23 protein-coding genes are annotated in these 23,016 nt (G+C 57.3%); 14 read left to right on the top strand and 9 right to left on the bottom strand.

The annotated features are described in order from the left end of the window. Positions 1-52: 52 nt before the first annotated feature. The gene (locus DBV39_RS17425) at positions 53-1,285 is read right to left on the bottom strand and encodes an MFS transporter (protein ID WP_108623357.1); all 1,233 of its coding nucleotides are present in this window, start codon (positions 1,283-1,285) and stop codon (positions 53-55) included. 348 nt (positions 1,286-1,633) lie between these two features. Here DBV39_RS17425 and moaA point away from each other — a divergent pair, with 348 nt between their 5' ends. The 9 genes from moaA (at position 1,634) to mobA (ending at position 9,239) form a co-directional block, all read left to right on the top strand. After that, positions 1,634-2,626, top strand: coding sequence for a GTP 3',8-cyclase MoaA (gene moaA, locus DBV39_RS17430; RefSeq protein ID WP_227870693.1), 993 nt, complete (start codon positions 1,634-1,636; stop codon positions 2,624-2,626). A 14-nt stretch (positions 2,627-2,640) separates the two neighbouring features. Further along, positions 2,641-3,345, top strand: a complete 705-nt coding sequence (locus DBV39_RS17435; RefSeq protein ID WP_108622636.1) for a carbonic anhydrase — start codon at positions 2,641-2,643, stop codon at positions 3,343-3,345. Beyond that, positions 3,342-3,854, top strand: coding sequence for a molybdopterin-guanine dinucleotide biosynthesis protein B (mobB, locus tag DBV39_RS17440; RefSeq protein ID WP_108622637.1), 513 nt, complete (start codon positions 3,342-3,344; stop codon positions 3,852-3,854). Before DBV39_RS17435 ends, mobB begins: the two co-directional genes overlap by 4 nt. A gap of 91 nt (positions 3,855-3,945) precedes the next feature. Then, on the top strand, positions 3,946-5,874 hold the full coding sequence (locus tag DBV39_RS17445; RefSeq protein WP_108623358.1) for a GAF domain-containing protein: 1,929 nt from the start codon (positions 3,946-3,948) through the stop codon (positions 5,872-5,874). Positions 5,875-5,876: 2 nt separating this feature from the next. After that, positions 5,877-6,536 carry a response regulator gene (locus DBV39_RS17450; protein ID WP_108622638.1) on the top strand — a complete coding sequence of 220 codons (660 nt, stop codon included), beginning with the start codon at positions 5,877-5,879 and terminating at the stop codon, positions 6,534-6,536. Next, the gene (locus DBV39_RS17455; RefSeq protein ID WP_227870694.1) at positions 6,533-7,900 is read left to right on the top strand and encodes a molybdopterin molybdotransferase MoeA; all 1,368 of its coding nucleotides are present in this window, start codon (positions 6,533-6,535) and stop codon (positions 7,898-7,900) included. Before DBV39_RS17450 ends, DBV39_RS17455 begins: the two co-directional genes overlap by 4 nt. Continuing rightward, the gene (moaD, locus tag DBV39_RS17460; protein WP_227870695.1) at positions 7,785-8,039 is read left to right on the top strand and encodes a molybdopterin converting factor subunit 1; all 255 of its coding nucleotides are present in this window, start codon (positions 7,785-7,787) and stop codon (positions 8,037-8,039) included. The genes DBV39_RS17455 and moaD overlap by 116 nt, the downstream gene beginning before the upstream one ends. A 5-nt stretch (positions 8,040-8,044) precedes the next feature. Continuing rightward, a complete protein-coding gene (locus DBV39_RS17465; RefSeq protein ID WP_108623361.1) occupies positions 8,045-8,548 on the top strand; it encodes a molybdenum cofactor biosynthesis protein MoaE in 504 nt (167 codons plus the stop codon). A gap of 25 nt (positions 8,549-8,573) precedes the next feature. Next, entirely contained in the window at positions 8,574-9,239 is a 666-nt protein-coding gene (gene mobA, locus DBV39_RS17470) for a molybdenum cofactor guanylyltransferase MobA (RefSeq protein WP_108622639.1), read from the top strand. Between the two features lie 32 nt (positions 9,240-9,271). Here the strand turns inward: mobA and DBV39_RS17475 are convergent, their stop codons facing one another. The 6 genes from DBV39_RS17475 to ytfE all read right to left on the bottom strand — a co-directional run bounded on the left by DBV39_RS17475 (position 9,272) and on the right by ytfE (position 14,762). After that, on the bottom strand, positions 9,272-9,922 hold the full coding sequence (locus DBV39_RS17475; protein WP_265416013.1) for an anaerobic ribonucleoside-triphosphate reductase activating protein: 651 nt from the start codon (positions 9,920-9,922) through the stop codon (positions 9,272-9,274). Positions 9,923-9,947: 25 nt separating this feature from the next. Next, positions 9,948-10,154 carry an anaerobic ribonucleoside-triphosphate reductase gene (gene nrdD / locus DBV39_RS17480; protein ID WP_108622641.1) on the bottom strand — a complete coding sequence of 69 codons (207 nt, stop codon included), beginning with the start codon at positions 10,152-10,154 and terminating at the stop codon, positions 9,948-9,950. Then, positions 10,141-11,949: a ribonucleoside triphosphate reductase gene (locus DBV39_RS17485; protein WP_159079022.1), complete on the bottom strand. Its 1,809-nt coding sequence runs from the start codon at positions 11,947-11,949 to the stop codon at positions 10,141-10,143. Before DBV39_RS17485 ends, nrdD begins: the two co-directional genes overlap by 14 nt. Positions 11,950-12,354: 405 nt before the next feature. After that, positions 12,355-13,512, bottom strand: a complete 1,158-nt coding sequence (locus DBV39_RS17490; RefSeq protein WP_108622642.1) for an NAD(P)H-dependent flavin oxidoreductase — start codon at positions 13,510-13,512, stop codon at positions 12,355-12,357. Between the two features lie 15 nt (positions 13,513-13,527). Further along, positions 13,528-14,085, bottom strand: coding sequence for a hemerythrin domain-containing protein (locus DBV39_RS17495; RefSeq protein ID WP_108622643.1), 558 nt, complete (start codon positions 14,083-14,085; stop codon positions 13,528-13,530). Next, on the bottom strand, positions 14,082-14,762 hold the full coding sequence (gene ytfE, locus DBV39_RS17500; protein ID WP_108622644.1) for an iron-sulfur cluster repair protein YtfE: 681 nt from the start codon (positions 14,760-14,762) through the stop codon (positions 14,082-14,084). The genes DBV39_RS17495 and ytfE overlap by 4 nt, the downstream gene beginning before the upstream one ends. A 318-nt stretch (positions 14,763-15,080) precedes the next feature. Between ytfE and norR the strand changes: the two genes are divergently transcribed. After that, on the top strand, positions 15,081-16,673 hold the full coding sequence (gene norR / locus DBV39_RS17505; RefSeq protein WP_108622645.1) for a nitric oxide reductase transcriptional regulator NorR: 1,593 nt from the start codon (positions 15,081-15,083) through the stop codon (positions 16,671-16,673). 201 nt (positions 16,674-16,874) lie between these two features. Continuing rightward, positions 16,875-18,185, top strand: a complete 1,311-nt coding sequence (locus DBV39_RS17510) for an MFS transporter (protein ID WP_108622646.1) — start codon at positions 16,875-16,877, stop codon at positions 18,183-18,185. Positions 18,186-18,238: 53 nt separating this feature from the next. On the opposite strand, the gene DBV39_RS17515 is transcribed toward DBV39_RS17510, so the two are convergent. Both DBV39_RS17515 and rfaH read right to left on the bottom strand, forming a co-directional pair. Beyond that, the gene (locus DBV39_RS17515; RefSeq protein WP_108622647.1) at positions 18,239-19,018 is read right to left on the bottom strand and encodes an SDR family oxidoreductase; all 780 of its coding nucleotides are present in this window, start codon (positions 19,016-19,018) and stop codon (positions 18,239-18,241) included. A gap of 81 nt (positions 19,019-19,099) precedes the next feature. Beyond that, positions 19,100-19,591: a transcription/translation regulatory transformer protein RfaH gene (rfaH, locus tag DBV39_RS17520; protein ID WP_108622648.1), complete on the bottom strand. Its 492-nt coding sequence runs from the start codon at positions 19,589-19,591 to the stop codon at positions 19,100-19,102. Positions 19,592-19,736: 145 nt separating this feature from the next. Between rfaH and DBV39_RS17525 the strand changes: the two genes are divergently transcribed. From DBV39_RS17525 to DBV39_RS17535, 3 genes are all read left to right on the top strand, one after another. Continuing rightward, positions 19,737-20,498, top strand: coding sequence for a TRAP transporter small permease (locus tag DBV39_RS17525; protein ID WP_227870696.1), 762 nt, complete (start codon positions 19,737-19,739; stop codon positions 20,496-20,498). Next, the gene (locus DBV39_RS17530) at positions 20,495-21,787 is read left to right on the top strand and encodes a TRAP transporter large permease (RefSeq protein WP_193853037.1); all 1,293 of its coding nucleotides are present in this window, start codon (positions 20,495-20,497) and stop codon (positions 21,785-21,787) included. The genes DBV39_RS17525 and DBV39_RS17530 overlap by 4 nt, the downstream gene beginning before the upstream one ends. Before the next feature lie 70 nt (positions 21,788-21,857). Next, on the top strand, positions 21,858-22,904 hold the full coding sequence (locus tag DBV39_RS17535; RefSeq protein WP_108622649.1) for a TRAP transporter substrate-binding protein: 1,047 nt from the start codon (positions 21,858-21,860) through the stop codon (positions 22,902-22,904). Positions 22,905-23,016 lie beyond the last annotated feature (112 nt).

Raw genomic sequence — 23,016 nt, forward strand, 5'->3', positions numbered from 1 at the left:
AAGGAATATTCAGAAAAGAGTCTGTGTGGTGATGTGATGGACGTGGCCGACATCAGTGCGTGGGTGCAGTGGCCTCGCGCTGTCCGGATCCGGACTGACCGCGGAAGCTGAAGTGCATCCACACCAGTGACACACAGACCGTGCCGTAGAGCAGCATGAAGCTCGAGGACCGCACACCGGTGATGTCTACCAGGGCGCCAAACATGATGGGCAAGATGAAACCGCCCAGACCGCCTGCCAGTCCGACGATGCCGGAGACCGCGCCGATGTTGCTCGGAAAATCGTCTGAAATGAACTTGAATACAGACGCTTTGCCGATGGCGGTTGCGATGCCGACCACGAACAGCAATGAAGTAAAGATCGCAGGCGAGAGCGCGATGTTGAATGTTCTGGGGCCATCGATCGTTGCAACGGTGAACTCTGTCTGTGGGTAGCTCAGGATGAAGAACGCCACCCAGCACACCCACATGACCCACCAGGTTGTCTTGTACGCGCCGTATTTGTCCGAGATCCAGCCACCGAGCGCGCGCAGTACGCCACCTGGAAGCGAGAAGACAGCAGCCAGCAGGGCCGCGCTCTGGATGGTGAAGCCGTACTCGCCGACGTAGTACTTGGTCATCCACAGTGCCAGGGCGACATATCCTCCGAACACTACCGAGTAGTACTGGCAGTAGCGCCAGACGCGCGGATCCTTGAGCATGGAGAACTGCTGCCTGAGCGTCGCACCTGACGAGCTGGCATGAGCCGGGTTGGTGGCCGAGAACGTCCAGAAAAGGATCGCAGTCACTAACATGGCAACCGAATAAACCTGAGGCACGATGGTCCACGTTCCGCCCGCTGCGGCGATCAGTGCGGGGGCGATGAACTTGGTGAGAGCAGAGCCAGAATTCCCAGCACCAAAGATACCCATGGCAAGACCCTGGCGGTTTTTAGGGAACCAGCGTGCGACATACGGAGTGCCAACCGAGAAAGAACCACCGGCGAGCCCGACAAACATGCCAATCACCAGAAAGTGCCAGTATGCGGTGGCATAAGACATCATCCAGATCGGAATGACGGTCGACAGCATCAATAGAAAGAAGACGATCCGCCCGCCGAACCTGTCGGTCCAGAAGCCCAGAGGTACTCGGACAATGGCACCGGTGAGCACCGGCATGGCAGCCATGAGTCCGAACTCGGTTTCATTGAGTCCAAGCTCATCCTTGATCGGGATGCCGATCACGGCGAACATCATCCAGACTGCAAAGCAGATCGTAAAGGCGACGGTGCTCGATGCCAGCACCATCACCGGTTTGCGCGCTTGTGAGTCCACGGTAGAAGTCTCCTGAATTGCATCCTGCCGGCGATGGCGGCCTGGTCGGGACGGGTTGTGTCGGAAGGCTGTTGCCAGCTCTCGACAGACTACGCCTGCCCGGGATGGCTGCCCATTCGTCATTGGCGGGATAGGGAGCACGGCGTTTGGCCGATGTGACATAGTTCTTTTTGTCTAGAGAGGCCGGCCGACGGGAGGTGTGAGGGAGAACTTTTGAGTGTCGGGATCAGACTCTGGGCGGCACTTCCCATCCGAAAGAACTAGACTGACCCACCCGAACGAGTCATGGCAAAAACTCGACACTCCGGGGACAATGACCACATGAAAAACGCGAACATGCCTCTCATTGACCGGTTTGGCCGCACGATTGACTACTTGCGAGTCAGCGTGACGGATCGCTGCGACTTGCGTTGTGGTTATTGCATGCCCAGGGACTTCAAGGGGTTTGAAGAGCCGGCTGACTGGCTGAGCTTTGAAGAGATCGAGCGCATTGTCGGTGCGTTCGTACGCCTGGGTACCCGGCATGTACGTCTGACTGGTGGTGAGCCGCTCACGCGCAGGAATCTGCCAGAGCTTGCAAACCGGATCTGCGCGCTGGATGGACTGGACGACCTGTCCGTCTCGACCAATGGAACCATGCTGGCCCGTCATGCGAGCGCACTGAAGCAGGCTGGCGTCAGGCGTCTGAACGTCAGCCTGGATAGCCTGGCAGGCGACTGTGTGGAATCCATCACCGGGCGGGATTGTCTGGCCGATGTTCTGCAGGGGCTGGAAGTGGCCAGGGCGGCTGGTTTTACGCCGATCAAGATCAACATGGTGGTCATGCCGGATGTCAATGCCCATCAGGTCCGGGAAATGGTGGATTTCTGTTTTGAGAGGGGGTTTGTGCTTCGACTGATCGAGACCATGCCAGTTGGCCAGACCGGAAGAGTTTCGGGATGGCTCCCGATCGAGTCGGTTCTGCAGCCCATCCGGCAGGAGCTGGATCTTGTGCCGGAAATCAGGCCGCTTGGCGGCGGGCCGGCCCGTTACTGGCGTACACGGGACGGCAAGGGCCAGGTCGGGGTGATTACGCCCATGAGTCAGCACTTCTGTGAGACTTGTAACCGCGTGAGGTTATCAGTTGATGGCACACTCTATTTATGCCTCGGACAGGAAGATAAAGTCTGTCTGCGCACGGCCCTGCGTCAGGGAATGGATGATCATCAACTGGTTACGCTGATCAGATCTGCCATTGATCGAAAGCCAGAACGTCACGAGTTCAGTCAGCGCCCCGAGAAAATTGTGCGTTTCATGTCCCAGACGGGCGGTTGAAAAAAGGAATCATCATGTCCAGACATGATCTTGAGAAGTTCATTGCCGGATTTGCAGCGTTTCAAAAGACGTATTTTGATGAGAAGCACGAACTCTTTGAAGATCTTGCGCAAGGTCAGCATCCGCGCAGCTTGCTGATTGGCTGCTGCGACTCAAGAGTCGATCCCAGTCAGATGATGGGGGCAGATCCGGGAGAGATCTTTGTTTCCCGCAATGTTGCTAATCTGGTTCCGCCCTGTGAGCCGTCTGGTCATGGTCACCATGGCGTGAGTGCGGCGATCCAGTTCGCGGTTCAGTCCCTCAAAGTTGAGCGTGTCATCGTCCTCGGGCATTCTCGTTGCGGTGGTATCCGCGCCCTGATGGAGTCGGTTGACACACCAGAGCCGGCATTACTCGATTTTGTGGGAAGCTGGGTTCGTATTGCAGAGCCAGCCCGGCGCAAGACCCTGGCTGCATACGGTCACACGCCGTTCGAGACACAATGCCGGATTTGCGAGAAAACCTCCATCCTGAACTCGCTGAACAATCTGATGACGTTTCCCTGGGTTCGTGACGCAGTCGAGCATGGTCGTCTGACCTTGCACGGCTGGTATTTTGATCTGGAACGAGGCGAGTTGCTCGCCTATTCAGACAGGGCAGGACAGTTTCTGCCAGTGGTGTGTGCGCTCGAGAACACGGCCTCCCCCGGAACGGTTGAACCAGGGACGAGGACGACATGAAAGTGTTCGGTGTTTCAGGTCATTCCGGCAGTGGCAAGACCACAATGATCGAGGCCATGCTGCCAGAGCTGTCGACGCTGGGAGTCAGGACCAGTGTGATCAAACACACTCACCACGACTTTCCGGTAGAGCCGCCCGGCAAGGACAGTGCCCGGTTTCGTGCTTCAGGCGCATATGAAGTCATGGTCTGTTCTGCGCACAGGTACGCTATCGTGCGGGAACTCAACGGTACCGATGTACCGACGCTGGACGAGCAACTCGCGCGTCTTGCGCCGTGCGATCTGGTGCTGGTCGAGGGGTACCATGATTATCCGATTCCCCGCATGGAGGTGTTTCGTCATGCAGTCGGGCATGACCCGAGGTGCCTGGCTGACCCGCATCTGGTTGCCTTGGCAAGCGATGAGTCGTTGCCTTTCAAGCCCGAGGTCTGGCCGCTGAATGAGCCCGCGCAGATTGCAAGGTTGATCTGCCAGTACCTTCAGATTGATACTGTTGGCAGAGGAGGCTGAGGTGGAGCAGACCGTAAGCCATGCCGATTCCGTGCTCACGCCCGGTGATAATCCAGTGTCGTCAGGTGTGAACAGTGAACAGGATCAGATAATGAAGGGATTCTGGCACCATGCCGTTTCAGGTCACTACCGGCTCGGTCGACGACTTGTCATGTCATTGCTGGCAGCGCTGGTCTTCAGTCTGTCCATGGTGCTCGGGACTTTGTGGCTCTCATGGGCGCTAGAAGGGGCGGCCGCAGCAATTAACGACGCTGGAAGTCTGCGGATGCAGACCGTACGCATTGCGTTGATCATGGAAGAAGGCGGTGATCAGAGCGAGCAGATTCCCGACCTGGTCAAACAGGTTGACCAGACGTTTGATAACCTCAGGCATGGCGTGCCAACCCGGCCTTTGCGTCTGCCGAGCTCCGATCTGGTGCAGGCTCAATTAGACAGCATTGACCGGATCTGGCGCGAGCAACTTTCACCGCAGGCCATGCAGTACGGATTGACGGCAGGCGGGTTGGAACCTTCATTTTCAGAGTATCGCAAAAGTCTGCTGGACTTTCTTGTTCAGACCAATACGCTGGTTCATTTTGTGGAACAACAAAACGCGCGCGACACAGCATTGCTCAGGGCGTCTCAGTTCGGACTGATTGGCCTCATGATTGCAGGTTGCGTGGCGATGATCTATCTGATGTATGGCTGGATCATCAGGCCGGTTGAGGCATTGCGCCACGGTGTCTCGCAGATGGCAGCGCGCAACTTCTCGCACAGAGTGCCGGTCGAAAGTAGCGATGAACTTGGCGAACTTGCGGAAGGCTTCAACGACATGGCCGCTCAGTTGAGCGAACAGTATGCGGATCTTGAGCGCCGTGTACAAGATAAAACCCGAAGCCTTGCGTTGCGCAACAGGGAGATCACGACGCTGTATGATTTTTCGGCCTATTTGTCAGGGCCTGGTGATATCCGGGCCAAGTCTGAAGGATTTCTGTCGCGGCTGATCACCTACTTTGGCGCGGACGGCGGGTCGGTCCGGATTCTGGATCCTCACCATGACAATCTGCACATCGCGGTTCATCAGGGACTGTCTGATAACCTGGTTGAGCGTGAGCAGTGCATGCACATCGGTGACTGCGTGTGTGGTGAGGCAGCCCAGTCAGGTGTGACCGTGATTCATGACTTCAGGAACATGCCGCAAGAGTTCGCGCTTCCGTGTCAGGAGGCCGGGTTCACAGCGATTGCTGTTGCGCAAGTGGTCCATGGCGGCAATCGCCTTGGCATCTACACTCTTCACTTTCAGGTGCCACGAGAGTTCACTCAGAACGACCGACAGTTGTTCGAGTCACTCGGGCAGCATCTGGGCGTGGCAATCGAGAATCAGCGCCTGCTCGCGCGTACCCGTGAGCTCGCGATTGCGCAGGAGCGCAATCTGGTCGCTCAGGGCTTGCATGACTCCATCGCCCAGAGCCTTAACTTCATGAAGATGCAGGTCCGTATGCTGAGAGATTCAATTACCCGAGGTGAGCGTGAAGAGATCGAGCAGGGTATGGACCTGCTGGAGGTTGGCATCAAGGAGAGTTACGACGATGTGCGAGAGCTGCTGACCAATTTCAGGGTGCGCGTGGAACAAGGTGATCTCGCCAGTGCGTTGCGATCAGCCGCTGAACGGTTTGAGCGGCAGTCCGGCATTGCGGTCCAGACCCGTATCCGGGACGAAGGAGCTCCCTTGCCATCCGAGCAGCAACTGCAAGTCCTGTTTGTGGTGCAAGAGGCGATGTCGAATATCCGCAAGCATGCCAGGGCAGGAAAAGTCACGATTGAACTGGTCAACCGGGAAGATTTTGAGGTGTGTGTAGAAGATGACGGGCAAGGATTCGATCCGGACAGCAGCCAGATTCAGGCTGAGCAGCACATTGGATTGCGAATCATGCGCGAACGCGCGCAACGACTGAATGCCGACTTTGACGTGACCTCTCGCCCGGGTGCCGGCACCCGGGTCTGTCTCAGACTCAAGAAAGAGCAAAGGACAACCGCGTGACCATGACATCCACTATTCGAGTGCTTTTGATCGATGATCACGCCCTGTTTCGAAGTGGTGTGCGATTGCTGTTGCAGCGCCAGCCAGGGGTAGAGGTCGTGGCTGAGGCGTCAGATGCACTGGAGGGGATCAAGCGAGCGAAGGAGCTGGTGCCTGACATCATTTTGCTGGACTTGCACATGCCGGGTATGTCAGGGCTTGATGCCATCACGCTTTTGCGTGAGGAGGTCCCGCAGAGCCACATCATTATGTTGACTGTGTCGGAAGATAGCGAAGATCTGACCAGGGCATTGCGTGCCGGTGCGGCCGGTTACCTGATCAAGAACATCGACGCGCAGGTATTCGTTGACGCGTTGCGCCGGGTCATGGACGGAGAGTCCGTTATTTCAAACGAAATGACAGCCAGGCTTGTGGCGAGCCTGCGACAACCCCGGATCGACATACCCGCCGACCATACGGAAAAACTCACGCCGCGTGAGTGCGATATCCTTGGAGAGCTCGCACTCGGCATGAGCAACAAGGAAATTGCACGCAAGCTTGATCTGGCTGAAAGCACGGTCAAGATTCACTTGCAGAGCATACTCAGGAAGCTTGAACTATCCAATCGGGTTCAGGCGGCAATCTACGCAGTCGAGCATGGGATGGGAGGTGCCAGGAAATGAATGCAGACAGCCAGACTGTTGGCACCATGCTGTCGGTGGAGCAGGCCCAGACCGAACTTGTCAGACTCGCACGCGTCATGACAGACACAGAGTCCTGTTCACTGTCGGCTTGTGACGGACGTGTGCTGGCCAAAGGGCTGGTCTCGCCGATTGCCGTGCCTGGTTTTGATAACAGTGCCATGGATGGCTACGCACTGAATCTGTCCGGGTTGCCTGACATGCCCGACCAGTTCAAGGTGGTTGCGCGCATCGCCGCGGGGCAGGCGGGCGGATCCTTGCCCGCCGGCATGGCGGCCCGCATTTTTACGGGTGCCCCGGTTCCAGACGGATGCGACGTGGTCGTTCCACAGGAAGAAACCGATAGCGAGACAGGCCCACAAGGCGACTGGGTGCGAATCAAGTCACCGGTCAGGCCCGGCCAGCATGTGCGTCGCCGTGGTGAGGATATTGAACAGGGTCAGACGATTCTGTTGCCTGGTACAGCCTTGCTCGCCAAACATCTTGCCCTGGCAGCATCTGTCGGTGTGCCGACACTGGATGTATACCGGAGCCTTAAGGTGGGGATCTTTTTTACCGGAGACGAACTGGTCGAACCCGGCTCACCACTGGACGAAGGCCAGATATACAACAGCAATCGTTATGCGATCGGCAGCCTGGTTCGCAGTCTGGGTTGCCGCCTGACGGACTATGGCATCGTGCGTGACAGCCGGGAAGCGACGCTGGCCATGCTTGAACGGGTCAGTGCCGAGAATGATGTCGTCATCACATCTGGTGGTGTCTCTGTTGGAGAAGAGGACCATGTCCGGGCCGCCGTGACGCAACTGGGGACTCTGGGCGTCTGGCAAGTAGCAATCAAACCTGGCAAGCCATTTGCATTTGGACGAATCGGCCAAGCCGACTTCATCGGTCTGCCTGGCAATCCGGTGAGTGCATTCGTGACGTTCCTGCTGCTGGCCAACCCGTTTATCAAGCGTAGACAAGGTATCGAGCAGTGTCTGCCGTTGAGATTTGAAGCGGTTGCGGATTTTGTGTGGCAGTCCAAGGGCCGAAAACGTGAGTTCATCCGCGTCAGTGAGGCGGTTGATCAGTCGTTGTCACTTCGCTTGAAGTTAAGTACACCCGGTCAGGGTGCAGGCGTGATGAGCAGCATTGCACTGGCTGACGGGCTGGTCGATGTGCCACCCGGCGCCAGCATCGAGCCTGGAAGTCGCGTCGTCTACTATCCAATGAGAGGGTTTCAGGGGGATCATGCTGAAGCTGAATCTGCTGTATTTTGCGCAGCTGCGCGAGTCGCTAGGTATTGCACGGGAAACACTGGAGTGTCAGGTCAGGACGGTTCAGGACCTGGTCAGTGTGCTGGCTGACAGAGGGGGTGTCTGGCAAGAGCAGCTACAAGATTCCGAAGCGCTCAGAATTGCGGTGAATCAGGAAATGGTGCAACCATCCTGTGTGCTGTCATCCGGTGCTGAAGTGGCATTCTTTCGGCCAGTGACCGGAGGCTGATGAACATGAGCACCCTCTCAGGGGCACAGTCGCTGCCAGCCAGCGCGGCTCCGATCGCCAGTGTCCAGGCCGAGGCCTTTGATCTGACCAGGGAGTATGAGGCATTACGTAGACAAACTGGTGGGGCCGGTGCGATCGTTTCATTTACTGGTCTGGTCCGGGATCTCAATCTGAGTGACGATGTCACTGCTCTTGAGCTTGAACACTATCCTGGCATGACAGAGAAATGCCTGGACCGGATTGCACGTCAGGCCATCGTGCGGTTCGGGCTCCATGCAGCACGTATCATTCATCGCGTCGGCCTGTTGCACGCGGGGGACCCGATTGTGCTCGTGCTGACTGCGTCGGCTCACAGGCGAGAGGCGTTCGAGGCCTGCGAGTTCATCATGGATTATCTGAAGTCTGAGGCCCCTTTCTGGAAAAAAGAATGGACCGCCGACGGGCCACGCTGGCTGGACCAGCGGACTGCAGACAGGGATGCGCTGGTTCGCTGGCGGGCAGCGGCCTGATTGTTCGGGATACATATAGACCGATATGGCATATCCGATCACCGAGACGACCACCCGCCAACAGGCTGAGGGCAAGCGTGTAGACAGGTGCCCGGTTGATGGCTTTGCATACGAGGCCGTGATTCTGGCTGGCGGTCGAGGATCGCGTATGGGAGGCGCCGACAAAGGGTTGGTGGTCTGGCGTGACAAGCCGTTGGTCGATCATTTAATCGATCGCCTGCGAGGTCAGACGGTTGCTCCCAGGCGCATTCTGATCAGCGCCAATCGCAATCTGGACGAATACCGGAGGCGGGCAACCGTGGTGACGGATGCCGAGCCTGGGTTCGATGGACCCTTGCGCGGGATTCAGGCTGCTTTGCGTGTCTGTCATACCAGCCGGTTGCTCGTTGTCCCGTGTGACACTCCACGGTTACCTTTGGTCCTGGCTGAGCGCTTGTATCGTCAGGGAGCCGGGCACGCTGCATTTGCCAGTGCAGACGGTCACCAGCAGCCACTGTGTTGCCTGTTGCGCAGATGTGATCTGGCGGCACTGGACGCCTTCCTGGATACAGGGCAGCGCAAGGTCAGATCGTTTATGTCGAAGATCAAAGCCGTGGAGGTCAACTTCGAAGATGAGGGTGATGATCTGGGTGTTGATGCGGGCGGTGAGTCGAGTTTCATGAACTTTAATTCCCCGGAGATGCTCTCCTGACCTGGTCCCTACAGTGAGCGTTTCTTTGACTGTCAGCGTAGTGTGTAACTGGTGAACAGGGCGTTTAAAACGGCCTCTGTTTGCGGCAGCAGCCTGTCAACAGGCTCCCGATCCGGGGCGCTTCTGAAACGTTGCACCGCATACGTCTGAACTCCCTCGTTCTTTAGCATCGCTGCCAGCTCTAGCAGCTTTGGCTGACTGAGCCAGTCCTCTGACCAGGTTGTGCGGCATTCATATGGCTGGCCTGTCCGGCGCGCCCATTCCCGCAGTTGTTGCAGACAGGACGAGACAGGTGTCCAGGATCCAGCGCGTCCAGTCAGCTGGTCGTAGCGTTCAGGCAGGGTTTTGATGTCCAGTCCGACCCAGGCCAGATCCGGAAGAATCGCATGTAGCCGATCCGGATAAATGCCGGCTGTGTGTAGCCCAATGTCAAAACCGAGTTTCCGGATGGCGCGAACCATGGACGGCAGCTCGACCTCCATGAGCGGCTCTCCCCCGGAAAACACGACTCCATCGAGCAGGCCTTGCCTGGACTTCAGAAACGACAGCGCATCTTCCCATTGCACGCGAGTGTTCCGGGGCTGAAGGTGCGGATTGTGGCAATAGTGGCAGCGCCAGGGGCAGCCAGACACAAACAAGGTAGCCGTCAGGCGATCTGGCCAGTCCACTGTCGAGAAAGGCATCAGGCCTCCAAGACAGGGACGCCTGTCATGCCTGACGGGGATGCTCCTCAAAGAATTTTCTTTCATTGAACTCCCCCTTTTTGCCGATGTTGAACGAACTGACCGGACGGTGGTAGCCCATGACACGGGTCCAGACTTCGCAACGGGTGCGTGCGGCCGGATCAAGTCCATCCAGACTGATTGCGGCGGGCGGGTTTGGGTTTGATGAGTGAGCAGGATTACTGGATGGCATGTGGCTCTCCTTGCAAGTTGAAGTTTGTCCCATGTGCATGGTCTTCATGTTGACTGTTCTCGCGACCAGAGCCGAGCAGTTCTGCATCGCACTTCGGGCAGTACTCGTGATGGCCTGAGAGGTAACCGTGTTTGGGGCAGATCGAGAAAGTGGGTGTAATGGTGATGTACGGCACCCGGAAGTGACTCAGTGCCCTTCTGACGAGCTGTTTGCAGGCTCTTGAAGAGCTGATCGCCTCGTTCATGTAAAGGTGCAGGACGGTTCCACCGGTGTACCGCGATTGCAGGGTTTCCTGAAGTTCAAGTGCCTCGAACGGATCGTCCGTATACCCTGCAGGCAGCTGACTGGAGTTGGTGTAGTAGGGTTGATCGGCTGTGCCCGCCTGAATGATGGCCGGCCAGCGTTTCTTGTCTTCTTTGGCGAATCGGTACGTGGTCCCTTCGGCCGGCGTGGCTTCCAGGTTGTACAGATGACCCGTCTCTTCCTGGAACTGCACGATTCTGGCGCGTACGTGATCGAGTACCCGCAGCGTGATGGACTGCCCTTCAGGTGTCGTCAGATCGAACTGATCACCACTGAAGTTTCTGATCATCTCGTTCATGCCGTTGACACCGAGTGTGCTGAAGTGATTTCTGAGCGAGCCCAGATAGCGTTTGCTGTACGGGTAAAGACCCTGATCCATGAGTCGTTGTACTGTTTCACGCCTGCGTTCAAGCACGTCGCGTCCGAGTTCGAGCAGTTCGTCCAGACGCACGATCAGTCCGGCCTCATCGCCTTGGTACAAGTATCCGAGACGGGCGCAATTGACGGTGACAACCCCGACGCTCCCGGTCTGCTCCGCGGATCCAAACAGACCGTTGCCACGTTTCAAAAGCTCTCGCAAATCAAGCTGAAGCCGGCAGCACATCGATCTCACCATGTGCGGCTCGAGGTCGGAGTTCAGAAAGTTCTGGAAGTAAGGCAATCCGTACTTGGCAGTCATTTCGAACAGCCGGTCGGTGTTGGGGTGATCCCACGGAAAATCCGGGGTGATGTTGTACGTCGGGATCGGGAACGTGAAGGCCCGGCCCAAGGCATCGCCCGTGGTCATGACCTCAATGTAGGCCTGGTTGATCATGTCCATCTCGGTGCCCAGCTCACCGTAGCTAAACGGCATCTCCTGTCCGCCGATATAGGGGATCTGGTCTTTCAGGTCTGCCGGGCAGGTCCAGTCAAACGTCAGGTTGGTAAACGGTGTCTGGGTTCCCCAGCGGCTCGGCACATTCAGGTTGTAGATCAATTCCTGCATGCACTGGCGAACCTGGGTGTAGGTCATGTTGTCCTTGCGGACAAACGGTGCCATGTACGTGTCGAATGAACTGAACGCCTGGGCGCCAGCCCATTCGTTCTGCAGTGTTCCCAGAAAATTGACGATTTGCCCGATTGCGGCAGACATGTGCCGTGCAGGCCGTGATTCGACTTTGCCGGGCACTCCGTTAAAGCCCTCTGTCAGGAGTTGTCGCAATGACCAGCCAGCGCAGTAGCCACTCAGCATGTCGAGGTCATGAATGTGAATGTCGGCCTCGCGGTGAGCCACCGCAGCTGACGGGCTGAATATCCCGCAGAGCCAGTAGTTTGCCGTGACTTTGCCGGCAACATTCAGAATCAGACCCCCCAGACTGTAGCCCTGGTTGGCATTCGCATTGACTCGCCAGTCTAGCCGATCCAGGTATTCCTGCATGGTCTGCTGCACATCGATCGCCGGCGATGCCGACGGTGAACCGGGTGAAAGAGGTGTGCTCGCTGGCTGCGTCATGACGGCTCCTTTCTGGTTGCTGAGCCACAGAGTGTTTCAGGGCCAGGTGTCTATATATAGTTTGTTTTTTAAATATTACTACTACATATTGTGATTTGTATCGTCGATCAAGCAAATGACGAACTGTTCTTGCTGGTGACTTGCGATAGGTCAAAAGTGCAAAAGTCATTCTTAAACAGGCGCGTTCATTCGAGCCGGTTTACTCTGGCTCCGGATCAGGCTGTGATGGTTGGAAGCTTGATGCCACGCTTACCGTAGTCAGCAAGCATATGTGCTTGTCTGGCATATCAGGCTGGGAGCAGCTGCGCGGAGGTGGGTTGTCATGGCATGCTCGCCATGACAACCCACTGTGCCCGAGCCTGTCTGGGAAATGGGGCTGGTATCGACTGCTCGAGCCGTACTTGTTTAAACAGCAGGTTCAGGCATATGACCGTTGAGCAGGTAGTCGATCAACTCGTGAACGCTGCGCACGGTCTTGCCAAACGGGAGTTTGCCCGCTCCCCTGAAAAACAATCCCTTGTCGACCTCGCCACGTAAGGCGGCAATGAGCTTGAGGTCAATGCAGAACTGACCAAACTTGCTAATGCCATCACGTAGCCCGCACTGTGTGAGGCAGTCTGCGCGTTGCGAACAGCGTCTGGGGTCTGCCTTGGCGCAGTTGGCCAGTCGAGTTTCGCTTTTCTTGTAGCTTTTGAGCCAGCGGGTAGCGACAGCTCTGGCGGGCAGGCCTGCTACGCTCACAAATTCGGTCATGTCACTGGGCTCTGCGTCTAGCAGAACCTGCTTGAAGTTGGGATGGGCATCCCCCTCCTTGGTCACAGCAAAGGCGGTACCGAGCTGAACCCCTTGCGCACCGCAGGTCAGCCAGTGGCGTACTTTCTCATGGCTGTCGATGCCACCGGCAAGTACCAGTGGTGGCGCGTTGTTGCCAAGGCCAAGTTCATGGAACAGGTTTTGAGTCTGTTCAATCACCCCCGCAAAGTCAAATCGACCGTCACGCAAATCCTCCAGTCTCGTGGCACCGAGGTGTCCGCCAGCGTGGGCGGGGTGCTCGATGATGATGGCATCCGGCAGACGACCCTTCTTCATCCACTTCTTGAGGACAATGGCGATGCCACGCGCTTCGGACAGGATGGGGACCAGTCCGATCGACGGGTAGTCCTGGACCATCTCCGGCAAGTCGATTGGCAATCCCGCTCCCATGACGATTACGTCTGCACCGCTTTCGCAGGCTTGTCTGACCAAAGCAGGATGGTCACGCACGGCCTTCATGACGTTGACCGCGATCAGTCCGTTACCTTCAGAGAGTGACTTCGCTTGCTTGATTTCCCGGTCCAGTGCGACGTGATTGGCCCAGTCAACGATGTCACGATCCTTGCAGTTCTCTGTCACCTCGACCAGATCGGGGTGATGATGACGCAGGTCGATGCTGGCGATCGTCCCCATTGCGCCTTCTCGCGCGACGGCGCCTGCAAGTCGATGAGCAGAAATGCCAACTCCCATTCCTCCCTGAAACACAGGCAGGATGTCGCGGCCGGCGAGCCGCACAGTTTTAAACCACATGATGCATGTTCTCTGTTAGATGGTCAGTCCGCGGCGTTGCGCCATGCGGATACAAACCTGTTTGCGTCTTTCTGCGCTCAGGCGGGAAGTGTGTGGAAAGACCCGCTCCTGCTCGCGCTGCATGTGGGCATCATAGAGTTCCACGAACGCGTTCAGGTCTGCTGAAGTCACCAAAGTTTGACCTGCCGCAACAGAATCCAGCCACGGCTCAATCTCCAGCCAGATGTGCTCGAGTTGCTGATGTTCGCGCTCAAGCTGGTCGATATCGGCACGGAGCGCGATGGCAGTAGCATGGTCCAGCCCTGTCTTCTCCAGATTCAGCAAGGCCGGGAACAGGTCTAGTTCCTCGTCCTGGTGGTGCAATGGCGCAGCGATTCGGAAGTACCGTAAAACCCGATTGGCAGCTTCGATGGCGTCCTGACCGGTTCCATTTGCCTCGATGTGAGACTGCAGCTTGCGCGTGAGCCTGCTAAAGCGTGCCACCTTCTCGTGGCACGCGAGCAACATGTCTCGCGGGTCTTCAAACCCGGGATCCTGGGAGTCGACGCGCTTGATTGACCTGTTCTGGATCATGCTGCGTGCAGGTCTTGTGCGCTGATAAACAGAATGTTGTTCTCAAGGTGGATGTGTTGCATCAGATCCTCGCGTAACTGTCTCAAACCTGCATACAGACCGCGCCAGGTGTTGCAGGCATCGGAGGGTGCGGTGATTTCGGTCGTCAGCTGATCAATCCGGTCCAGTGCCTCACCGTGCTGGTCGTGCTCAAACCGCATCATGGCCACCGGTGCGGGAACCTGAGCGGCATCAACCCGGCGCAGCATGGGAAACAGAACCTGCTCTTCTTTCATCATATGACTTTCGAGTTCCTGTTGCATCTGAGCCAGATGGTCAGCCAGACCTCGCGGGCATGCATGGTGATCGCGGTGTACATGCTCAACCCGACGTGCGAGCCGGATCAGTTCAGGCAGGTCCTCACGGTGCTTGTCGTGAAACCGGGTGAGGATGTGATCAATCAGTTCCCCTGGCGACGCCTTGCGCCAGTCGCGGCCATCCAGCGTCTGCTGGCCGGCGAGCTCCTGCAGTGCCATCACGATCGGACCCGGGTCGGCGATCTTGCGGCTTGCCATGGCTTCGCGCAGCGTCTTGTCACCACCGCAGCAGAAATCGAGCCGGTTGGCGTGGAACACACGCGTTGCGCCCGGTAGTTCGCAGGCAATATGACCGATTGTTTGATCCAGTAATTGATGCATGTTATTGCTCCGTCAAGACACGTGAGTGTGTCGATTGTGGTTTAGCTTCGATCTGTCGCAGACGTCTGGTGCTGAGCAGATCGAGATGCCTGATCGCTCAGGTGACTGCCAGGTTTGAACAGACAGGGCGTGAGCGTTTCATGACGGATAAATGCAAGTCCTGTGCCACATTTTAGTTCATTGATTTATATGTAATTTAATCTATTGTGGTAAAAAATACCCAATTAAATCAGGTTTATATTACCCGGTGCTGGGTTAATATAACCATGCTTTCGCGTCGTTTCACGACGTCGACCCTTCCCTCGTCACCTGGGTGCCATGAGAACCGAGCTGTCCCTGATCCTTGACCTGATCACCGATCTGCCATTGTCGATGCGGGCCCAGCGACTGGTGCGTACGCTGCGCGAGCGATTTTCCTGTGACGCGGTCGGTTTGCTTCGGTCAGAGGGTGATGCCCTGATTCCTGTCGCACTTGACGGACTCGCCAGTGAGGCGATGGGGCGAAGGTTTGTACTAGGGCAGCATCCGCGGCTTGCGAAGATTATGTCGGCGCGTGAACCGGTTCGGTTCGTACCAGGCGATCCCACCCCGGATCCATACGATGGACTGCTGGATCAGCGCTGGGGAGAGCCATTGCCGGTGCACGACTGCCTGGGCGTGAGCCTGTATGTGGAGGGGCGGCCCTGGGGAGCGTTGACACTGGATGCTTTGCCGGATCGCACTTTCACAACACGTGACATCACGGCCTTGTCCGCCTACGCCCAGATTGCGGCAGCCAGTATGCGGGTGTCCAGACTGGAAGAGGATTATCGCAGTCTGAAACTCTTGCGTGGCATGCAGAGTGATGCCATGGCCAGTGTGCCTCACGATGCGCAGATCGTCGGGCAGAGCGCCGTGATGCGGGCGCTTCTGAGTGAACTCGATGTGGCATCAGACTCGGATCTGCCTGTTTTGCTGCTGGGTGAAACCGGGGTTGGCAAGGAGCTGTTTGCATTGCGAATTCACAGGCATTCCCCACGGGCTGACAAGCCCATGATTCATGTCAACTGTGCTGCCTTGCCCGAGTCACTCGCCGAAAGCGAGTTGTTCGGGCACCTGAAAGGGGCATTCTCAGGGGCAGGTGCAGATCGTGCCGGCCGGATCGAAGCCGCTGACGAGGGCACACTCTTTCTGGACGAAGTCGGAGAGTTGCCCTTGAGCATCCAGGCCAAGTTGCTGCGTACCTTGCAAAACGGCGAGGTTCAACGTCTGGGCGAAGACCGGCCGCGCCGGGTCAATGTCCGTATCGTGGCCGCCACCAATCGTAATCTCACCGAGAACATCAAGTCTGGACGGTTCAGGGCCGATCTGTATCACCGGCTGTCGGTTTATCCCGTCCATGTTCCGCCACTGCGGGAAAGAGGGGGCGATGTGCTGTTGCTCGCAGGCCGGTTTCTGGAACTGAACCGTGCCCGTCTGGGTCTGCACAGTTTGCGTCTGTCGCAGGCGACTCAGCAAGCGCTCACAAGCTACGCCTGGCCGGGCAACATCCGCGAACTCGAGCACGCCATCAGCAGGGCAGCACTGCGCGCAGCCAGCAGAAAAACATCCAGAGATGTCATCGTGACCATTGAGCCGGAAATGCTCGGACTCGATCCTGATGTCATTGGCCAGCCCGGTTATCAGGGGAAGGGTCTCGGAGATGAAGATGTCAATGCTGACACCGGCAGACGTGCCAGTCAGGATCGTCTCAATCCAGGCATGCAGGTGATGGGACTACGTCATGCGACTGATCAATTTCAGCGAGAGTGCATTCAGCAGGCACTGGAACGGCATGGTGGAAACTGGTCTGCCGCTGCTCGAGCGCTTGATCTGGATGCGAGCAACTTGCACAAGCTGGCAAGGCGACTGGGCGTGCAGTCGCCCGCATGAAGCAGCCCATCGGGTCAGGTCCACGGGCACAGGGCGAGGCAGGCAATGTGGGCCCGATTGTCTTTGAGAATATCAAGGAATGATGTACAACCCGCACTGGTTCGTACGGGTGGGCGTCGTTGCTGCGAAGTCCGAACCGATTGTCGCTAAACCAGGGGAACAGGATTGCAGCAGCCAGCCAGTCAGGAGCATCCCGATGCGATGCTCAGCAAGGGTATTCTAAGGCCAGGGGTCAGACCGTCCGAGGTCTTCGGATGGGCGCTTTACGACTTCGCAAACTCCGGCTATACCACCGTGGTCCTGACCGCGGTTTTTTCGGCATATTTTGTGGGTGTAGTGGCCGGGGGTGAGTCGCTCGGCACGCTGCTCTGGACCGTGACCCTGAGTCTGTCCAACCTTCTGGTGATGCTGACGGTACCCGTGATCGGGGCATGGGCCGATCGCCACCAGTCCAAGCGACGCGGACTGGTCTGGACAACAACGGGGTGTGTGCTTGCAACCGCCGGGCTGGCCACTGCGGGTCCCGGGGAGCTCGCCTGGGCCATGATCCTGGTCATACTGTCGAATGCCTTTTTCAGCTGGGGCGAGGCCTTGATCTCGGCCTTTCTGCCAGGTATCGCCCGTCAGGAGTCCATTGGTCGCGTCAGCGGCTGGGGGTGGGGGTTTGGGTATCTGGGGGGCATGCTCACGCTTGGTATCTGCCTGGCTTATGTGATCTGGGCGCAGGATCAAGGACAGACTGCGGAATCATTTGTGCCAGTCACCATGTTGCTGACAGCGGGCGTCTTCGCGCTGGCAGCCACAGTGTCGCTGAGTCTGCTGAAAGAGCGTGGTGTGCCAGGTCAGTCCGTCGGCCGCAGCAATGCATTCAAGCGACTGCAGCAGACCTGGCGTCATGCGCGGGAATACTCAGACTTTGTGTGGCTGCTGGCCTGTACAGTGGCATACATGGGTGGTGTGGCAGTGGCCATCGCACTGGCCGCGATTTATGCACAGGAAGTGATCGGTTTCGGGCAGGATGAAACGATGCTGCTCATTTTTGTGTTGAACATTGCGGCTGTCATCGGTGCGCTCATTTTTGGGTACGGGCAGGATCTGATTGGACACAAGCGTGCGCTGGCACTGACTCTGCTGGCCTGGTTTGCGACGTGTCTGATAGCTGCTGCAGTGACGACCAAATCCGGATTCTGGGTGGCAGCAACGATTGCGGGACTGAGCATGGGTGCGAGTCAGTCGGTGGGCAGGGCGATGGTAGGGTTGCTTGCCCCGTCAGACCGTCTTGCAGAGTTTTATGGTTTGTGGACATTGGCGACCCGGGTGGCGAGCATCATCGGTCCGCTTATGTACGGACTGGTGACCTGGTTGAGTGATGGTGATCAGAGACTGGCAATCAGTGCGACCAGTCTCTTGTTTGTCGCCGGATTGATTCTCATGTTGCCGATCAATCTGGAGCGAGGCCGGCGTGCGGCAGCAAATGCCTCGCCACCACTTGCTCGCGATCGGATGCGCTGATCGAGGCGACTTGTGGAGGCTTCACTCCACATCACATCGCTTCAGCACATCCTTCACATGACACCGCGAAATGCGCCACCATCGATCAACAGGTTCTGTCCGGTGATGTAGCCCGCGTAGGCACTGCAAAGAAAGGCGCAGGCGTGGCCGAATTCACTCGGAACGCCCAGTCGCCTGGCAGGCACCGTTGCTGCCGCGAGCTTGAGTTCTTCTTCAACTGTGCGCTGGGCAGCGGCGGCGCGCTTGACTGCGTTGCCACGCAGTCGATCCGTATCAAACTTGCCCGGCAGCAGGTTGTTGATCGTGACGTTGTGGTGAGCGACATCCCGGGCAAGGCTTGCAACCACCCCGGTGAGCCCGGCGCGTGCGCCATTTGACAGAATCAGTGACTCCACAGGCATCTTGACCGACATGGATGTGATGTTCACGATACGGCCAAACTGGCGCTCGATCATGGGATCGATGCAGGCTTTGATGAGTTCGATCGGTGCCAGCATGTTCTGCTCTAGCGCCTTGATCCAGTCTTCCCGCTCAAATTCCCTGAAGTCGCCCGGCGGTGGGCCACCCGCATTGTTGATCAGAATGTCGACCTGGGGCGCAGCCGACAGGAGCTGCGTCTGCACAGCGGGGTCGGTCACGTCGCCAGCGACGGCATGGACAGTGACTCCGTTTGCGTGGGCCAGTTCCTGGGCCGCACTTTCCAGTGTGGACTGGGTTCTGGCATTGATCACCAGGTTCACGCCTTCCTGGGCGAGTGCCTGTGCACATCCATAGCCCAGCCCTTTGCTCGCGCCGCATACCACGGCCCACTTTCCTTTTAGCCCGATGTCCATCGTCGTCTCCTCAGAAGCTGTTGTCCGACTCAAAGAATACAGGCTTGGCGTCCCCGTGTGCGAGTCGTCAGGATCACTGTCTCAGATGGCTTCTATGTGAGAAATGTCAATTTCGAGCCTGGTCGGCTTCTGAATCAGTTCGATCAGTACCATCGCCCGGCGTTCGCCATCGTCCATCTGGTAAATCGCCTCGATACCGGCGAACGGACCGCTGATGATGCGAACCACGGCACCTTTCTGGTAGGGCGATTCCGGTGCATCCTGCCGTTCCTGCTGGATCTTGAGAATTTCGATCAGACGCGGATCGACTCTCGCAGGTTCGTTGCCAAACGTCACGAGTCTGGTCACACCAAGAGTGGAACGAATCGGGGCCCAGCTGCGCCCGGACATGGTGGTATCGAGCTCAATGAACAGATAGCGCTTGAACAGGGGCTCATGAACCACTTTGAGACCTCTCTTGGTGGTTTTCTTTTTGGCGAGTGTCGGCAAAAAACATGTGAAACCCTGACGCTGGAGGTTTTCAAGTGCCCGATGCTCCTGCCTCGGCTTGGTGTGTACGACAAACCAGAACATATGTATATCAAATCATCCATGTTTCCCGGGCCTGAATCCAGATCCTCCTCCTTACTCTAGCAGAGTTTGGAGTCTCCCGGATGCGCCTTCAGGCCCGGGCTTGACGACTCGTTTCAAGTGTCCGGGTGCCGGCCTGGCACACCAATTGCTTCAGACAAAAGGTCATGGTCTGCCAGCAGAAGGGCATGCTGTCGCGAGTGGCACCTGCCAGGGCTTTCTCGCCGTGCGGAACACGGTGCTGATGCTGGTGCATGAGCACCAAAGTGGTGCCAGACGGTGCAGAGCCGGTCACGCCAGGCTGGATGGCGTGATTAACAAGAGCAAACGGACATGGGAAACACAAACAGGAAGACGACGCATGAGTGAAGGATCGACCAGATCGCAGATGCAGTTAAGCGGGTTCGCGAGAGCCTGCGATGACATCAGTCGTCGGCTCTCTTCGATGACTGACCGGGTTTGCGTCGGGTTGATGGGCCTGCTGGTGCTTGACGTCTGGCTAGGCGTTTTTGCGCGCTACGTCTGGCCATTGCCGATCACGTTCATGGAAGAGGCGGCACGATATCTGATGATCTGGATTGCGTTACTCGCTGTGTCGAGTTGTATCCGCCGGCGCGAGCATATCGGGATGCAGATGTTGTTCGTGATGTTTCCCAGGTGTGTTCAGCGGATTTTGCTTGGTGCGATGGATCTGCTCGGGATTCTGTTCTTTCTTGTGCTTTTTTACTATGGGCTGGGTATGGTTGAACGCGGTGCCCGGGTCTCGACCATGATCTACGGGATTTCCAAACAGTTGCCATTTGCTGCAGTGCCAGTCAGTGCCGCGCTGGCGATCACTCAGCTGGCATTGGTGGCCGTACGTGATCAGCTTCGGCTCAGGCAGGACTCGACCCTGGTGGTGTGCCCATGATCGAGGTCGGCCTGACGTTTGTCATTCTGCTCCTGCTTGGTATGCCAATCGGTTACACGATCGGCCTGGCCGGTATGGTGGGTATGTTCACCATCGGTGGACAGGGACGCTATCTTGCCATGGCACCTGACCGGTTCTTTGCCGGACTGGATCTGTTCACCTTTCTGGCGATGCCGTTTTTCATACTCGCAGGCGAAATCATGAACCGTTCGGGTATCACGGATCGGCTGATCGGTCTGGCCGACGCGCTGGTTGGCTACTTGCGAGGCGGGATGGCACATTCAAACATGGTGGCCTCAGTCATGTTCGCCGGACTCTCAGGCGCGGCGACAGCGGATGCTGCTGCTTTCGGCAACACGCTCGTTCCTGCAATGGTCAAGCAAGGGTACAGCCGCCCGTTCGCCTGTGCCGTGACGGCAGCCGGCTCGATCATCGGACCGACGATCCCGCCATCGAATCTGATGGTGATCTATGGGTCGCTCATGGGGGTTTCTGTGGCTGGGCTGTTTGCCGCCGGTATTCTTCCAGGGCTGTTAATTTGTCTGGTCTGCATGGCCACCATTGCCGCGCTTGGCAAACGCCTGAATCTGCCTGTCAGCAAGAATCGGCCGAGTCTGATGAGGATTCTGCTGGCCTTCAAGGATGGGCTGGCTGCGCTGGTGATGCCCGTGATGATTCTGGGTGCGATTCTGGGCGGTATCACTACGCCGACCGAAGCAGCCTCGCTTGCGGTCCTTTACGCGCTCGTCATGGGGTGTTTTGTTTACCGCAAAGTTGGTTGGTCGGACTTGTATCTCATGCTGATGCGGACCGCCCGGATCACCGGTGTGGTGTTTCTCATCATCGCGAGTGCCTCGATCGTTGGCTGGTGGATGACGTTCAACCAGATTCCGCAGATGATTGCAGCCTCGTTCCTGGCGGTCTCTGACAATCCGGCGGTGATCATCGCCATGGTTCTGGCGTTGCTGCTGATCATTGGCATGTTCATGGATGTCAACGCGCTGCTGATCATTCTGGCTCCTGTGCTGGGACCCTTGAGCGTCGCAATCGGCATGGACCCCGTTCACGCAGGTGTGATGATCGTGCTGGCCTTGAACCTCTCCCTGATGACCCCGCCAGTCGGTGCCTGTCTGTTTGTGCTGGCCTCGGTAACAGGCGAAAAAATTGAACGGATTGCAAGGTCGCTCTGGCCGTTTTTGCTGGCAGAGCTGGCCGTGCTCTTTCTGGTGGCTTACTGGCCATCGCTCACCCTCACAGTTCCCCGGTGGCTGGGTATGACCACAAACTGAGGAATCCACCTTGCCTGGCGGTAGTGAGCACTGACTCGTCACTTGTCCAGGCGACTGAACAGGAGTCAACATGAAACGATCGTTAAAAAAACTTGCCATGACTGCATTGACTGCTTCGGCTCTGCTGGCAGGGCCGGCACTGGCAGAAAAGACCATCCGGCTTGCGCACTTGAATCCAGACAATCCGTTTGACAGTCACTCGGCCGCAATGTCCGCGGTGTTCAAGAGCCTGGTTGAGACCGGCACCAATGGCAGCCTCAAGGTTGAGGTGTTTCCCAATGGCCAGCTGGGCAAGGACGATGAAGTGATCCAGCAAGTGCGTGACGGGCTGGTGCAATCAGCGATCTCGTCGGCTGGTGGCATCGCTGCCCATTACAACCTGGTGGGCGTGTTCGACATGCCTTTTGCGTTCCCGAACATTGGAGTTGCCCAGGAAGTCATCAATATGGATAGTCCGTTTGGCAAGAAGTTTGCCGCTGACCTGGAGCAAAAGACCGGGCTTAAGGTCCTCGGCCTGCTGGACTCGGGCGGGTTCTTTGCTGTGAGTAACTCCAAGCGCCCGATTCGTACCGCAGATGATTTCAAAGGGTTGCGCATCCGGACCATGACTTTGCCAACGCACGAGGCCACCATTACTTCGCTTGGTGGCCAGCCAACACCCCTGCCATGGGCTGAGGTCTATACGGCATTGCAGACGGGGGTGGCTGACGGACAGATGAACCCGATTCCTATCATCGCGTTTGCCAAGTTCGACGAAGTCCAGAAGTATCTCTCGATTACCAATCATGTGATCACCCCTTACATCTGGACTATGAATGAAGATTTCTACAATGGTCTGACTGACGCCGAAAAGGCAGTCGTTGACATGGCTGCACAGGTTGCAGTCGAATCAGGTGTCGGTTTGTCTCGCATCATCGAGGCGTCTGCAGACAAGGGCTTGCCCAAGCTCGGAAAACGTATGGAAATCAACGCGATTGAACCAGCTGAGTTGCAGAAGCTGGCTGAGATGTCACAGCCAGCGGTCAGACAGGTAATTGTCGAGCGCCTTGGGCCCGAGGGAGTCGAGTTGCTGGATGCCATGATGGACAACATTCAGCAAGTTCAGAAAGCCAACTAAGTCGTGAAGGGTGCGCACGAAGGACAGGCCGCAGTGACCAGCAGGGGCTTTGGATCCTGCATGCGCACCTGACGCAAGGTTGGAATCTTTTTATGTCAGGAGTTTGATCCAG

It is taken from the genome of Orrella marina, assembly GCF_003058465.1.
Taxonomy (GTDB): domain Bacteria; phylum Pseudomonadota; class Gammaproteobacteria; order Burkholderiales; family Burkholderiaceae_B; genus Algicoccus; species Algicoccus marinus.

Coding starts and splice junctions, on each gene's coding strand:
- moaD (WP_227870695.1), top strand. CDS start 7,785: ATGCTGAAGCTGAATCTGCTGTATTTTGCGCAGCTGCGCGAGTCGCTA.
- DBV39_RS17425 (WP_108623357.1), bottom strand. CDS start 1,285: ATGGTGCTGGCATCGAGCACCGTCGCCTTTACGATCTGCTTTGCAGTC.
- DBV39_RS17495 (WP_108622643.1), bottom strand. CDS start 14,085: ATGATCCAGAACAGGTCAATCAAGCGCGTCGACTCCCAGGATCCCGGG.
- DBV39_RS17450 (WP_108622638.1), top strand. CDS start 5,877: ATGACATCCACTATTCGAGTGCTTTTGATCGATGATCACGCCCTGTTT.
- DBV39_RS17515 (WP_108622647.1), bottom strand. CDS start 19,018: ATGGACATCGGGCTAAAAGGAAAGTGGGCCGTGGTATGCGGCGCGAGC.
- DBV39_RS17475 (WP_265416013.1), bottom strand. CDS start 9,922: ATGCCTTTCTCGACAGTGGACTGGCCAGATCGCCTGACGGCTACCTTG.
- DBV39_RS17455 (WP_227870694.1), top strand. CDS start 6,533: ATGAATGCAGACAGCCAGACTGTTGGCACCATGCTGTCGGTGGAGCAG.
- DBV39_RS17435 (WP_108622636.1), top strand. CDS start 2,641: ATGTCCAGACATGATCTTGAGAAGTTCATTGCCGGATTTGCAGCGTTT.
- DBV39_RS17465 (WP_108623361.1), top strand. CDS start 8,045: ATGAGCACCCTCTCAGGGGCACAGTCGCTGCCAGCCAGCGCGGCTCCG.
- DBV39_RS17530 (WP_193853037.1), top strand. CDS start 20,495: ATGATCGAGGTCGGCCTGACGTTTGTCATTCTGCTCCTGCTTGGTATG.
- ytfE (WP_108622644.1), bottom strand. CDS start 14,762: ATGCATCAATTACTGGATCAAACAATCGGTCATATTGCCTGCGAACTA.
- nrdD (WP_108622641.1), bottom strand. CDS start 10,154: ATGCCATCCAGTAATCCTGCTCACTCATCAAACCCAAACCCGCCCGCC.
- moaA (WP_227870693.1), top strand. CDS start 1,634: ATGAAAAACGCGAACATGCCTCTCATTGACCGGTTTGGCCGCACGATT.
- DBV39_RS17485 (WP_159079022.1), bottom strand. CDS start 11,949: ATGACGCAGCCAGCGAGCACACCTCTTTCACCCGGTTCACCGTCGGCA.
- DBV39_RS17445 (WP_108623358.1), top strand. CDS start 3,946: ATGAAGGGATTCTGGCACCATGCCGTTTCAGGTCACTACCGGCTCGGT.
- DBV39_RS17490 (WP_108622642.1), bottom strand. CDS start 13,512: ATGTGGTTTAAAACTGTGCGGCTCGCCGGCCGCGACATCCTGCCTGTG.
- DBV39_RS17510 (WP_108622646.1), top strand. CDS start 16,875: ATGCTCAGCAAGGGTATTCTAAGGCCAGGGGTCAGACCGTCCGAGGTC.
- mobB (WP_108622637.1), top strand. CDS start 3,342: ATGAAAGTGTTCGGTGTTTCAGGTCATTCCGGCAGTGGCAAGACCACA.
- norR (WP_108622645.1), top strand. CDS start 15,081: ATGAGAACCGAGCTGTCCCTGATCCTTGACCTGATCACCGATCTGCCA.
- mobA (WP_108622639.1), top strand. CDS start 8,574: ATGGCATATCCGATCACCGAGACGACCACCCGCCAACAGGCTGAGGGC.
- rfaH (WP_108622648.1), bottom strand. CDS start 19,591: ATGTTCTGGTTTGTCGTACACACCAAGCCGAGGCAGGAGCATCGGGCA.
- DBV39_RS17535 (WP_108622649.1), top strand. CDS start 21,858: ATGAAACGATCGTTAAAAAAACTTGCCATGACTGCATTGACTGCTTCG.